The 12,563-nt window shown below is 67.6% G+C and carries 13 protein-coding genes; 7 read left to right on the forward strand and 6 right to left on the reverse strand.

All coding sequences use genetic code 11. From position 1 onward, the window contains the following. Positions 1 to 10: 10 nt before the first annotated feature. From whiA to CFN17_RS16700, 7 genes are all read left to right on the forward strand, one after another. Positions 11 to 991 (forward strand): DNA-binding protein WhiA, encoded by a 981-nt coding sequence (gene whiA, locus CFN17_RS16670; protein WP_090577741.1) that lies wholly within the window; start codon positions 11 to 13, stop codon positions 989 to 991. 114 nt (positions 992 to 1,105) lie between these two features. After that, the gene (locus CFN17_RS16675) at positions 1,106 to 1,729 is read left to right on the forward strand and encodes a superoxide dismutase (protein ID WP_028276840.1); all 624 of its coding nucleotides are present in this window, start codon (positions 1,106 to 1,108) and stop codon (positions 1,727 to 1,729) included. A 312-nt stretch (positions 1,730 to 2,041) separates the two neighbouring features. Continuing rightward, complete coding sequence (gene gap / locus CFN17_RS16680; protein ID WP_208748841.1) at positions 2,042 to 3,052, forward strand: type I glyceraldehyde-3-phosphate dehydrogenase; 1,011 nt, start codon at positions 2,042 to 2,044, stop codon at positions 3,050 to 3,052. 10 nt (positions 3,053 to 3,062) lie between these two features. Continuing rightward, on the forward strand, positions 3,063 to 4,289 hold the full coding sequence (locus tag CFN17_RS16685; RefSeq protein WP_208748842.1) for a phosphoglycerate kinase: 1,227 nt from the start codon (positions 3,063 to 3,065) through the stop codon (positions 4,287 to 4,289). A 128-nt stretch (positions 4,290 to 4,417) separates the two neighbouring features. Further along, positions 4,418 to 5,233 (forward strand): triose-phosphate isomerase, encoded by an 816-nt coding sequence (tpiA, locus tag CFN17_RS16690; RefSeq protein WP_208748843.1) that lies wholly within the window; start codon positions 4,418 to 4,420, stop codon positions 5,231 to 5,233. Positions 5,234 to 5,282: 49 nt separating this feature from the next. Beyond that, on the forward strand, positions 5,283 to 5,540 hold the full coding sequence (secG, locus tag CFN17_RS16695; RefSeq protein WP_208748844.1) for a preprotein translocase subunit SecG: 258 nt from the start codon (positions 5,283 to 5,285) through the stop codon (positions 5,538 to 5,540). A gap of 189 nt (positions 5,541 to 5,729) precedes the next feature. Continuing rightward, positions 5,730 to 6,050 (forward strand): RNA polymerase-binding protein RbpA, encoded by a 321-nt coding sequence (locus CFN17_RS16700; protein ID WP_261792480.1) that lies wholly within the window; start codon positions 5,730 to 5,732, stop codon positions 6,048 to 6,050. Here CFN17_RS16700 and pgl read toward each other — a convergent pair. From pgl to CFN17_RS16730, 6 genes are all read right to left on the reverse strand, one after another. After that, positions 6,003 to 6,821, reverse strand: coding sequence for a 6-phosphogluconolactonase (gene pgl, locus CFN17_RS16705; RefSeq protein ID WP_208748846.1), 819 nt, complete (start codon positions 6,819 to 6,821; stop codon positions 6,003 to 6,005). The genes CFN17_RS16700 and pgl overlap by 48 nt on opposite strands. Then, positions 6,811 to 7,752: a glucose-6-phosphate dehydrogenase assembly protein OpcA gene (locus CFN17_RS16710; protein WP_208748847.1), complete on the reverse strand. Its 942-nt coding sequence runs from the start codon at positions 7,750 to 7,752 to the stop codon at positions 6,811 to 6,813. Before CFN17_RS16710 ends, pgl begins: the two co-directional genes overlap by 11 nt. Continuing rightward, entirely contained in the window at positions 7,749 to 9,311 is a 1,563-nt protein-coding gene (gene zwf / locus CFN17_RS16715; RefSeq protein ID WP_208748848.1) for a glucose-6-phosphate dehydrogenase, read from the reverse strand. The genes CFN17_RS16710 and zwf overlap by 4 nt, the downstream gene beginning before the upstream one ends. Positions 9,312 to 9,326: 15 nt before the next feature. Next, entirely contained in the window at positions 9,327 to 10,964 is a 1,638-nt protein-coding gene (locus CFN17_RS16720) for a glucose-6-phosphate isomerase (protein ID WP_208748849.1), read from the reverse strand. A 6-nt stretch (positions 10,965 to 10,970) separates the two neighbouring features. Next, entirely contained in the window at positions 10,971 to 12,086 is a 1,116-nt protein-coding gene (tal, locus tag CFN17_RS16725; RefSeq protein ID WP_208748850.1) for a transaldolase, read from the reverse strand. Between the two features lie 61 nt (positions 12,087 to 12,147). Beyond that, positions 12,148 to 12,563 (reverse strand): transketolase-like TK C-terminal-containing protein (locus CFN17_RS16730; RefSeq protein WP_315968637.1); only part of this gene is annotated, 416 nt, incomplete at its 5' end.

Raw genomic sequence — 12,563 nt, forward strand, 5'->3', positions numbered from 1 at the left:
GAAAGGTGCCATGGCACTGACAGCATCAGTCAAGGAAGAACTTTCCCGTCTGGATATTAAGAAGTCCTCGGTCCGCAAGGCCGAGGTATCGGCCATGCTCCGCTTCGCGGGCGGACTGCACATCATTTCCGGCCGGATCGTCATCGAGGCCGAGGTCGACCTCGCCTCCACCGCCCGGCGGCTGCGTGCAGCGATCGCGGAAGTCTACGGACACCAGAGCGAAATCATCGTTGTCTCCGGCGGCGGCCTGCGCCGCGGCAGCCGCTACGTGGTGCGCGTGGTCCGCGACGGCGAGGCCCTCGCCCGCCAGACCGGCCTCCTGGACGCCCGCGGCCGCCCGGTCCGGGGCCTGCCTTCCGTGGTGGTCAACGGGTCCGCGGCGGATGCCGAGGCCGTCTGGCGCGGCGCCTTCCTGGCCCACGGCTCCCTCACTGAGCCCGGCCGTTCCTCCGCGATGGAGGTTACCTGCCCCGGCCCCGAATCCGCCCTCGCCCTCGTCGGCGCCGCCCGCCGGCTCGGCATCCAGGCCAAAGCCCGCGAAGTCAGGGGAGTGGACCGCGTCGTGATCCGCGACGGCGACACGATCGCCGCGCTGCTGACCCGGATGGGGGCCCACGATGCGCTCATGGTCTGGGAGGAACGGCGCATGCGCAAGGAAGTCCGGGCCACCGCCAACCGGCTCGCGAACTTCGACGACGCCAACCTGCGCCGCTCCGCACAGGCCGCCGTCGCAGCCGGCGCCCGGGTGGACCGCGCCCTGGAAATCCTCGGCGACGACGTACCCGACCACCTCAAGTACGCCGGCGAACTGCGGGTGGCACACAAACAGGCCAGCCTGGACGAACTCGGCCGCCTGGCCGACCCCGTCATGACCAAAGATGCCATTGCCGGGCGGATCCGCCGGCTCCTTGCCATGGCAGACAAACGTGCCCAGGACCTCGGCATTCCGGGCACGGAGGCCAATGTGACGCCGGAAATGCTCGACGATTAGTCCGCCCCTAGAATCGACAGCGGAACCGCCAAAATCTTCCGGATGCCCAGCATCCGGATGCACAATCCGAGATTTACCAAACCGGACGTCCCGTCCACTACATTGGAGGATTTTGTGACCGAGTACGTACTGCCTGAGCTCGACTACGACTACGCCGCGCTGGAGCCGCACATCTCCGCGAAAATCATGGAGCTGCACCACAGCAAGCACCACGCGGCCTACGTGGCCGGCGCCAACAACGCCCTCGCCCAGCTGGCCGAAGCGCGTGAAAAGGGCGACTTCGCCAACATCAACCGCCTTTCCAAGGACCTCGCGTTCCACACCGGCGGCCACATCAACCACTCCGTCTTCTGGAAGAACCTCTCCCCGGACGGCGGCGACAAGCCCGAAGGCGAGCTCGCTGCGGCCATCGACGACGCCTTCGGCTCGTTTGACGCTTTCCGTGCCCAGTTCAGCGCTGCGGCGCTGGGCCTGCAGGGTTCCGGCTGGGGCTTCCTGGCCTACGAGCCCATCGGCGGCAACCTCGTCATCGAGCAGCTCTACGACCAGCAGGGCAACGTCGCGCTCGGCACCACGCCGCTGCTGATGCTCGACATGTGGGAACACGCCTTCTACCTGGACTACGTCAACGTCAAGGCTGACTACGTCAAGGCCTTCTGGAACATCGTGAACTGGGCCGACGTCGCCAAGCGCTTCGACGCCGCCCGCAAGAACGCGACGGGTCTCATCACGCTCTAGGTCACGCCGGTTCACGCGCTGGTTCACGGCCGTCGGCCGGGCACCACGTGTGACAGGGCCGACTCCTGTTTGTAACAAACCTCACATTACGGGCCGCGCGGCCCGAAATGTGGACGGACTGCCCCCGCAGTTGCGGGGGCAGTCCAAGTTAAACGTAAGATGGATCACGGAAGGCGGTTAGCCTTCAGCAACGTGGCTGGTCGTCCTCCGATCTGGTAATTATCTCTGCCCAATGGCGTGCGGGATCTGTTAGTTGGCTTGAACGCCTTCTCAACTAGTCGTGCTCGCAAGAGCACCAAGGAGACTGAAAACGTGACGACCCGTATTGGCATCAACGGCTTTGGCCGTATCGGCCGCAACTACTTCCGCGCCGCCCTCGCACAGGGCGCAGACCTCGAGATCGTTGCGGTCAACGACCTCACCAGCCCGGAAGCCCTCGCTCACCTCTTCAAGTACGACTCCGTGGGCGGACGCCTGGCGGAAACCATCGAGGTCAAGGACGGCAACATCGTCGTCGACGGCAAGACCGTGAAGGTCCTCGCCGAACGCGACCCCGCCAAGCTGCCCTGGGGCGAGCTCGGCGTCGATATCGTCATCGAGTCCACCGGCTTCTTCACCAAGGCCGCCGACGCGCAGAAGCACATCGACGCCGGGGCCAAGAAGGTCCTGATCTCCGCCCCCGCCTCCGGCGAGGACATCACGATCGTCATGGGCGTCAACGACGCCCTGTACGATAACGCTGCGCACCACATCATCTCCAACGCCTCCTGCACCACCAACTGCCTCGGCCCGCTGGCCAAGGTGGTCAACGACGCCTTCGGCATCGAGCGCGGCCTCATGACCACCGTCCACGCGTACACCGCCGACCAGAACCTGCAGGACGGCCCGCACAACGACCTCCGCCGCGCCCGCGCCGCCGCCATCAACATGGTCCCCACTTCCACGGGTGCGGCCAAGGCAATCGGCCTGGTCCTGCCGGAGCTCAAGGGCAAGCTCGACGGCTACGCGATCCGCGTCCCCGTCCCCACCGGCTCCGCCACGGACCTGACCGTCACCGTCTCCCGCGAAACCACCGTCGAGGAAGTCAACGCCGCCCTCAAGGCCGCCTCCGAGACCGACGCGCTCAAGGGCCTGCTGACCTACACCGACGAGCCGATCGTCTCCTCCGACATCGTCGGCGACCCGGCATCCTCGATCTTCGACTCCGGCCTGACCAAGGTGATCGGCAACCAGGTCAAGGTTGTGTCCTGGTATGACAACGAATGGGGCTACTCCAACCGCCTCGTGGACCTCACGGAGCTTGTCGCGTCCAAGCTGGGCTAGGGTAAGACACATGACATTCCACACCCTCAACGAACTGATCGCTGATGGTGTCCGCGGGCGGTACGTTCTGGTCAGAAGTGACCTGAACGTGCCGCTCGACGGCTCTACAGTGACTGACGACGGCCGCATCAAGGCCTCCCTGCCAGTGCTGGCGAAGCTCACGGACGCCGGTGCCCGCGTGCTGGTCACAGCACACCTGGGCCGCCCGAAGGGCGCCCCCGAGGACAAGTACTCGCTCAAGCCCGCCGCTGCGCGCCTGGCCGAGCTTGCCGGTTTCAAGGTCACCCTCGCCGCCGACACCGTCGGCGAGTCGGCCAGGGAACTCGCCGCCGCCCTGCAGGACGGCGAAGTGCTGATCCTGGAAAACGTGCGTTTCGACGCCCGGGAAACGTCCAAGGACGACGCCGAACGCGGCGCCTTCGCGGACGAGCTCGTCGCCCTCACCGGCGGCGACGGTGCCTTCGTGGATGACGCCTTCGGCGCCGTGCACCGCAAGCACGCCAGCGTGTACGACGTCGCCACCCGGCTGCCGTCGTACCAGGGCGACCTCGTCCGCACGGAGGTCGAGGTACTGCGCAAGCTCACTACCGACACCCAGCGGCCCTACGTGGTGGTCCTCGGCGGCTCCAAGGTCTCCGACAAGCTTGCCGTGATCGACAACCTGATCGGCAAGGCGGACACGATCCTGGTGGGCGGCGGCATGCTCTTCACCTTCCTCGCCGCCGCAGGCCACAAGGTAGCCGGCAGCCTCCTCGAAGAGGACCAGATCCCGGTGGTCCAGGAATACCTGAAGCGGGCCGCGGACGCCGGAACCGGGTTTATCGTGCCCACCGACGTCGTCGTGGCCAGCAAGTTCGCGGCCGACGCCGAACACGAGACCGTCGCCGCCGACGCCATTGAGTCGAGCAGCTTCGGCGCCCAGGGCATCGGCCTGGACATCGGACCGGACTCCGCAGCTGCCTTCGCGGACCGCATCAAGAGCGCCAAAACGGTGTTCTGGAACGGTCCCATGGGCGTGTTCGAATTCGCGGCCTTCGCCGGCGGCACCCGGGCCATCGCCCAGGCGCTGACCGAGACGGACGCGTTCACGGTGGTCGGCGGCGGGGACTCGGCGGCCGCGGTCCGGACCCTCGGCTTCGCCGATGACCAGTTCGGCCACATTTCCACCGGCGGCGGCGCCAGCCTGGAGTACCTTGAAGGCAAGGAACTCCCGGGCCTGAGCGTACTGGACCGCTAGCAGCACCGGCCGCCACCAGCCCGGCCGCGCCCGCACGGCCGCCAGGCAAACCAGCTGGCAGGGCGCCCCTCCGCAAGGAAGCGGGCACCCTGCCGGCTGCTCATACGACAAGAACTCTTGGAGACCACGTGACCACGTCAACCAACGGAAAATTCGACCGTAAGCCCTTCATCGCCGGCAACTGGAAGATGAACATGGACCACGTCCAGGGCATCACCCTCCTGCAGAAGCTGGCCTGGACCCTGTCCGACGCCAAGCACGACTACAGCCGGGTCGAGGTTGCCGTCTTCCCGCCGTTCACGGATCTCCGCGGCGTCCAGACCCTCGTCCAGGGCGACGAGCTCGAGGTCGTCTACGGCGGCCAGGACCTGTCCCAGTTCGACTCCGGCGCCTACACCGGTGACATCTCCGGTCAGTTCCTCGCCAAGCTGGGCTGCGGCTACGTGCTGGTGGGCCACAGCGAACGCCGCACCATACACAACGAGTCCGACGAAACCCTGAACGCCAAGACCAAGGCCGCCTTCCGGCATGGCATCACCCCGGTGCTCTGCGTCGGCGAAGGCCTCGAGATCCGGCAGGCCGGCACCCACGTGGACCACACCCTGGCCCAGCTGCGCGCCGGCGTCGAAGGCCTCACCCCCGAGCAGGCCGCCGAACTTGTCGTCGCCTACGAACCCGTCTGGGCCATCGGCACCGGCGAGGTCGCCGGACCGGAGGACGCACAGGAAATGTGCGCCGCGATCCGCGCCGAACTGACCGCCCTGTTCGGCGCCGACACGGCCGCCAAGACCCGGCTGCTCTACGGCGGCTCGGTGAAGGCGAACAACGCTGCCGCGATCCTTAAAGAGCGCGACGTCGACGGCCTGCTGGTCGGCGGTGCCAGCCTGGACGCGGCCGAGTTTGCTAATATTGTCAGGTTCGAGAGTCACCTGGTGACGGATTAGTCCGGACGCAGCTGTGGCCCCCGCAATCCAACACTTCTGAAAGGCCGTCGTGGACGTTCTTCATGTCATTCTGCAGGTCCTCCTGGGCATCACCAGCCTCCTGCTGACGTTGCTTATCCTGCTCCACAAGGGACGCGGAGGCGGCCTGTCCGACATGTTCGGCGGCGGCATGAGTTCCGGGCTGAGCTCCTCCGGCGTCGCGGAGCGGAACCTGAACCGCTTCACAATCGTCCTCGGCATCACGTGGGGCGTTGTGATCATTGCCCTCGGCCTGCTTATGCGGTTCAGTACCGGCGCCGACTCCTAGCGCCTTTCAGCTAATTCCATATTGGGCCTTGCGGCCCTGCCTGCATCGGGAACTCTCGAACTACACTGTGGCTGGCAAGCACCATTCCGCCAGCTGAGTAGCCAGGAGTTCCCGATGCTGCATTCTGCTTCCGGATTCAAGGGAATCCGTGTGGGCGCTACCGAGGGGGCATCTCCCCGCCACGAGCCAATGAACGGGGCTGGCGTACGCCAGCCCCGTATTCGTGTCTGTTACCGGTGCGCCAAAGGCCATGAAACCGCGCTCGTGTTCGCACAGCTGCCCGAGGAACAGATCCCGGGAGTCTGGGACTGCCGGCGCTGCGGCGGGACCGCCACCCGCGATGAAACGAAGTTCGCCCTGGAAGACGCGCCGGCGGAGGGGTTCAAGACCCATCTGGAATACGTTAAAGAACGACGCTCCAGCCAGGACGCCGAAGACGTCCTGGCTGGAGCGCTGGAACGGCTACGCGCCGGCCGGGCCCTTCCGGACGAGCTGCTCCGGGACCCGTGAGGCCGCGTTCTCGTCGATGAGCCAGAGCGTCTCCTGCCGGCCCCGCGGTCCGGCCGCGGGAACCTGGACGGGATTGGCGCCGGCCAGGGCCAGTCCCACGGCACCGGCCTTGTCCTCGCCTGCCACCACCATCCACACTTCGGCTGCCGTGTTGATGGCGGGCAGGGTCAGTGAGACCCGGGCCGGTGGCGGCTTGGGGGAGTTCTGGACTCCCACCACCGTAAGGTCCTTCTCCCTGATGCCCGCCTGCTCCGGGAAAAGCGATGCGACGTGGGCGTCGGGGCCGACACCGAGGAGGACGATGTCCAGGCGGGGCAGGCGGCCCGGCTGCTCGGGCCGGTCATCGGACATGTCCGCGGCGTGCTCGGCGGCGGCAGCCTCGGCGAGCCTGCGCGCATAGTCCGCCGCGGCGTCATCTGGAGTGTCGAAGTCGTCCGTGGACCCCGGCATATGGACGCGTGCCGGATCAACGGGGACGCGGGACAGAAGCGCCTCCTGGGCCTGGCGGACGTTGCGCTCGGCATGGTCCTCCGGAAGGAACCGCTCGTCACCCCACCAGAAGTTCACCTTGGACCAGTCGACGGCCTTCGCCGCCGGTGATTCGGCCACGGCCTTGAGCGAACCAATCCCCATCGTGCCCCCGGTAAGCACCACCGTGGCCTCGCCATGCCGGTCCTGGATGTCGACGAGCTTGGTGATCAGCCGGGCGGCGATCGCAGCCATCAGGACGGTCGAGTCAGGATGGATACTTACTCTCGGATCAGCGCTCACTGGGACGGACACTCCTTAGATTGGTACGTGGCAGTCCCATAGTAATCACTTCACCGAACACTTCGTCGGGATCCAGCCGGCGCAGTTCCTCCGCCAGGCAGTCCTTCAGGCTGCGGCGCGGCAGGGAAATCCGCTGCGCCGGCTGACCGGGTTGCGTCAGTTCCGCGATGGTCAGCCCCGGCCGGAAAAGCTGGATGTCGCCGCCGGTCCGGGTCAGCCGGACCCGCCGGATCCCGGTGCCGGCGGGATCCGCGACAATCGTCACGGGCACGTCCAGCGCAAGGGTCAGCCAGGCCGCGAGCAGCAGCGTGCTGGGGGAGTCCGACGCGCCTTCGACCGCGACGGCTGTGACCGGCGAGTCGTCCACCTGGTCCAGGACAGCGGCCAGCTGGATCCGCCAGTTGGTCAGACGGGTCCAGGCAAGGTCCGTGTCGCCGGCCTTGTAGGTGCGGCGGATGTTCTCCAGCGCCGCGACCGGGTCCGCCTCGTTGGCCGAGTCGGTGATCCGGCGGTGCGCGATCGCCCCGATGGAGGTCTGGCACGCGTTCCTGGGTGCTCCGTGCGGCCACCAGGCCACGATCGGCGCGTCCGGGAGCAGCAGGGCCGCGACCAGGGATTCGCTTTCCTCGGCGAGTTCACCGTACCCGCGCAGCAGGATGACCTCGGACGCGCCGGCGTCGCCGCCGACCCGGATCTGGGCGTCCAGCCGGGTCGGGGCCTCGGCCCCGGCGTCGGCGAGGACGATGATCCGGCACGGGTGTTCCCGGCTGGCCTCGTTGGCGGCTTCGATGGCCTCCTCCTCAAGCCCGGAGCGGGTCACGACCACGAGGGTCAGCACACGGCCCAGGGCGATCACGCCGCCCTGCTCGCGCAGCGCCATGATCTTCTTGGAAATTTTCGAGGTGGTGGTGTCGGGAAGATCTACGATCATGGCCTTCTCCAGGTTCGTCCGTCGCGGGCAAGGAGCTCGTCGGCTGAGGCGGGGCCCCAGCTGCCGGGCGCGTAAGGCTCGGGCTGTTCGTCCAGGGACGCCCAGTAGTCCTCGAACGGGTCCAGGATCTTCCAGGACAGCTCGACTTCCTCGTGCCGGGGGAACAGCGGCGGCTCGCCGAGCAGCACATCGAGGATGAGCCGCTCATACGCTTCCGGGCTGGATTCGGTGAAGGAGTGGCCGTAGCCGAAGTCCATGGTGACGTCGCGGACCTCCATCTGGGTGCCCGGGACCTTGGACCCGAACCGGATGGTGGCGCCCTCGTCCGGCTGGACCCGGATCACGACGGCGTTCTGGCCGAAGTCGTCCTCGCCGTGGTCGGTGAACAGCAGGTTGGGGGCGCGTTTGAACACGACGGCGATCTCCGTCACGCGGCGGCCCAGCCGCTTGCCGGCGCGCAGGTAGAACGGCACGCCGGACCAGCGGCGGGTGTTGATGTCCACCCGGATTGCGGCATACGTCTCGGTCTTGGAATCCGCAGGGATGCCTTCTTCCTCCAGGTAGCCCTGGACCTGCTCGCCGCCCTGCCAGCCGCCTGTGAACTGGCCGCGCGCCGAGTGCGCGGACAGGTCCGCGGGGAGCTTGACCGCGGAGAGGACCTTCTCCTTTTCCGCGCGCAGGTCATCGGCGTTGAAGGAGACCGGCTCCTCCATGGCGGTCAGCGCCAGGAGCTGGAGCAGGTGGTTCTGGATGACGTCGCGGGCCGCGCCCACGCCGTCGTAATACCCTGCCCGGCCGCCGGTGCCGATGTCCTCGGCCATGGTGATCTGGACGTGGTCCACGTAGTTGGCGTTCCAGAGCGGCTCGAAGAGCTGGTTGGCGAAGCGCAGCGCCAGGATGTTCTGAACCGTCTCCTTGCCGAGGTAGTGGTCGATCCGGAAGACGGAGTCCGGCGGGAACACCGATTCGACGATGTCGTTGAGCTGCCGGGCCGATTCGAGGTCGTGCCCGAACGGCTTTTCGATCACGACGCGCCGCCATTTGTCGCCCTCGGCCTGGGCCAGGCCGTGCTTGGACAGCTGGCGGCAGACCTGTTCGAACGCCTTCGGCGGGATCGAGAGGTAGAACGCGTGGTTTCCGCGCGTCCCGCGTTGCTCGTCGAGCTCATCGATCGTGGCGGAGAGCCGCTTGAACGCCTCGTCGTCGTCGAATTCGCCCTGCACGAAGCGGATGCCCTCGGAGAGCTGCTTCCAGACGGTCTCGTCAAACGGGGTCCGGGCGTACGCCTTAACGGACTCCTTGACCTCCGCGGCGAAGTCCTCGTTCTCCCACTGCCGCCGGGCAAAGCCCACCAGGGCGAAGCTCGGCGGCAGCAGTCCGCGGTTGGCGAGGTCGTACACGGCCGGCATGAGCTTTTTGCGGGCAAGGTCACCCGTCACGCCGAACAGGACCAGTGATGACGGTCCGGCAATGCGGTTCAGGCGGCGGTCACGGGGGTCGCGGAGCGGGTTGCGCCCCCGGCCGGCCGTGCTCCTGCCGCCGTTGTAGGTTTCTGGCATGGTTGCGTAAGTGCCTTAGCTCTCAGTGGACGGTGCTGCCTGGCCGGCAAGCGAAGCAATGAGCTCCTGCAGCTGCCGGACACCCGCGGCGCGGTCAGTCAGGTGCAGCCGGAGGACCGGGCGGCCGTGCTCGGACAGGACCTGGGCGTCACCTGCGGCCTGCGCCGAGATCAGTTCGCCGAACGTGAACGGCCGGCCCGGGATGGCGAGGTCCGTGGCGGACGCTGCCGTGACCTGCAGGAAGACCCCGATCGCGGGTCCGCCTTTGTGGAACTGGCCTGTGGAGTGCAGGAAGCGCGGACCCCAGCCGAACGTCACCGGGCGCCGGCTGACGGCCGCCAGCTGGTCGCGGACGCGCTCCAGTTCGGCGTATGCGAGCCGGTCGAAATAGGCCTGGACGCTGAGGTAGCCGTCGGAGCCGAGCTCCGCCAGCAACGCCTTGACGGCGTCGGCAGCGGTGGCGGCCCCGCCGAGCCATGCGCCGCCACGGACCTCGATGGCGCCGTCGGTGAAGTTGGCCGGTGTCGGCTCGGGCTGGGCGTCCAGCAGGCCGCGTGCGGCGACCTTGGCGGCCTCGACGTCGGGCTGGTCAAACGGGTTGATGCCCAGCAGCCGGCCGGCGACCGCCGTGGCGAACTCCCAGACCATCATCTGGGTCGCGAGCCCTCCCGCGATCGCGACCTCGTTCGCGCCGAGCTGCACGTCGTCGGCGTCGGCCGAGACGAGCCGGACCACGAGGACATCGGGGGCGTCGAGGGTGGTTTCGGGGGAGGTGGGACCGGCCACGACCGGCAGCACACCGGTGCCCAGCTTGCCCGTGGATTCCGCGATGAGCTGCTCGGCCCAGTCGGCGAAGCCGACAATCCCGGAACCGTCTTCCGCGATGACGATCTTGTTCCGCAGCGGGGTGGTGCCGCCCAGGGCCGCACCCAGGGCGAGGCCGATGTTCTCCTCGGAGTCATCGTTGAGGATTTCGGCTGCCTCTTCCGCCTCATCCAGGAAGGCCTGGATGTCGACGCCGGCCAGGCCGCAGGGGACCAGTCCGAAGGCGGTCAGCGCGGAGAACCGGCCGCCGACGTTGGGGTCGGCATTGAAGACGGCGCGGTAGCCGGCCTCCCGCGACGCCTTGTCCAGCGGCGAGCCCGGGTCGGTGACGATGATGATGCGGCTCTTGGCGTCGATGCCGGCATCCGTGAATGCCTGTTCGAAAATCCGGCGCTGGGAATCGGTCTCCACGGTGGATCCGGACTTGGACGACACCACAATGGCGGTTTCGGCGAGCCGGTCAGCCAGGGCGGCGCTGACCTGTTCGGGGTCAGTGCTGTCCAGTACAGTCAGCTCGACGCCGGCGGTGCCCGCGATGACTTCAGGCGCCAGTGAGGAGCCGCCCATGCCGCACAGGACGATGCGGGTGACACCCTCGGCCCTCAGCGCGTCGCGGAGCTCAAGGATGTCGCCGACCAGCGGCTGGGAAACGGTGGCCGCCTCGACCCAGCCCAGCCGGATGGCCGATTCGGCCTCGGCGTCGGCACCCCAGAGGGTGTTGTCTTTCGCGAAGATCCGGGTGGCAACGCGGTCTTCCAGCAGTGCGGGAAGGTGCTGCTCGTGGGCCTGGCGGGCTGCGCCGGCGGCGTCGTAGCTGAGTGTGCTCATAGTGGGTTAGGAAGCCTTCCGTGCAGAGGCGAGGGCGCCTTCGACGTCGCCGAGGAGTTCTTTCCAGCTGGCCACGAACTTGTCCAGGCCTTCGGATTCGAGCAGGGCGACGACGTCGTTGTAGGAGATCCCGAGGGCGTCGAGGGCGTTCAGGGTCGCGTTGGCGTCGTCGTAGCCGCGGGTGACGGTGTCACCGGTGACGGTGCCGTGGTCGAACGTGGCGTCGAGGGTCTTCTCCGGCATGGTGTTGACCACGCCGGGGGCGACGAGCTCGGTGACGTAGAGGGTGTCCGGGTAGGCCGGGTCCTTCACGCCGGTGGAGGCCCACAGCGGGCGCTGCGGCAGGGCTCCGGCGTCGGCCAGCAGGGCCCAGCGTTCGGTGGCGAAGAGCTCTTCGTAGACCTGGTAGGCAAGGCGGGCGTTGGCCAGGCCGGCCTTGCCCTTCAGGGCCTTGGCCTCGTCGGTGCCGATCGCGTCGAGGCGCTTGTCGATCTCGGCGTCGACGCGGGAGACGAAGAAGGACGCGACCGAGTGGATCTTGGAGAGGTCGTGGCCGTTGTCCTTGGCCTGCTCGAGGCCGGACTGGAACGCGTTGATCACGGCGCGGTAGCGCTCGAGGGAGAAGATCAGGGTCACGTTGACGCTGATGCCCTCTGCCAGGGTGGCCGTGATGGCTTCAAGGCCTTCGAGGGTGGCGGGGATCTTGATCAGGACGTTGTCCTTGTTGACCTTCTTGTACAGGTGCTTGGCTTCGGCGATGGTGCCGGCGGTGTCCCAGGCCAGGCGGGGGTCCACCTCGATGGAGACGCGGCCGTCCACCCCCTTGGTCGCGGCCGCGATCGGGGCGAAGAGGTCGCAGGCGTCGGCGACGTCGGTGGTGGTGATTTCGAAGACGGTCTCCTCGACGGTGGCGCCGGCCGCGGCCTGGGCTGCGATGACGGCGTCGTAGTCGTGGCCGGCGGTGATGGCCGCGTGGAAGATCGACGGGTTGGTGGTGACACCGACAACGTTCTTCTCTTCGATGAGCTTGGCCAGGGTGCCGGTCTGCAGGCGGCCGCGGGAGAGGTCGTCGAGCCAGATCGAAACGCCGGCGTCGGAGAGCTGCTGGGTGGGGGTAGTCATGTCATAACTCCTGGAAATGAGGGGTTCCGGGGGCACGAGGCCCCCGGAACCGGGGTGTGGGTCAGTTGGTGACGGCGGCGAGGGAGTCCTTCGCGGCGGCGGTGACGGCTTCGGCGGTGATGCCGAATTCCTGGAAGAGGCGCTTGTAGTCCGCGGACGCGCCGAAGTGTTCCAGGGAGATGGTGCGGCCGTGGTCGCCGACGAACTCGCGCCAGCCCAGGGCGAGGCCTGCCTCGACCGAGACGCGGGCCTTCACGTAGGAGGGGAGGACGGACTCGCGGTAGGCCTCGTCCTGCTTGGTGAACCATTCCACGCACGGCATGGACACGACCCGGGTGGGGATGCCTTCGGCCTGCAGGGCCTCCCGTGCCGCGACGGCGAGCTGGACTTCGGAGCCGGTGCCGATCAGGATGACCTGCGCGTCCACGGTCGCCCCGTCGCGGGAGGCTTCGGCCAGGACGTAGCCGCCGCGTGCGA

Origin of the sequence: Arthrobacter sp. PM3 (assembly GCF_003352915.1) — a bacterium.
In the GTDB taxonomy this organism is placed as follows: domain Bacteria; phylum Actinomycetota; class Actinomycetes; order Actinomycetales; family Micrococcaceae; genus Arthrobacter.

Bases quoted from the DNA above. Each gene is read 5' to 3' on its own strand.
- whiA (WP_090577741.1), top strand. From the start codon at position 11: ATGGCACTGACAGCATCAGTCAAGGAAGAACTTTCCCGTCTGGATATT.
- CFN17_RS16685 (WP_208748842.1), top strand. From the start codon at position 3,063: ATGACATTCCACACCCTCAACGAACTGATCGCTGATGGTGTCCGCGGG.
- CFN17_RS16700 (WP_261792480.1), top strand. From the start codon at position 5,730: ATGAACGGGGCTGGCGTACGCCAGCCCCGTATTCGTGTCTGTTACCGG.
- CFN17_RS16710 (WP_208748847.1), bottom strand. From the start codon at position 7,752: ATGATCGTAGATCTTCCCGACACCACCACCTCGAAAATTTCCAAGAAG.
- zwf (WP_208748848.1), bottom strand. From the start codon at position 9,311: ATGCCAGAAACCTACAACGGCGGCAGGAGCACGGCCGGCCGGGGGCGC.
- CFN17_RS16720 (WP_208748849.1), bottom strand. From the start codon at position 10,964: ATGAGCACACTCAGCTACGACGCCGCCGGCGCAGCCCGCCAGGCCCAC.
- tal (WP_208748850.1), bottom strand. From the start codon at position 12,086: ATGACTACCCCCACCCAGCAGCTCTCCGACGCCGGCGTTTCGATCTGG.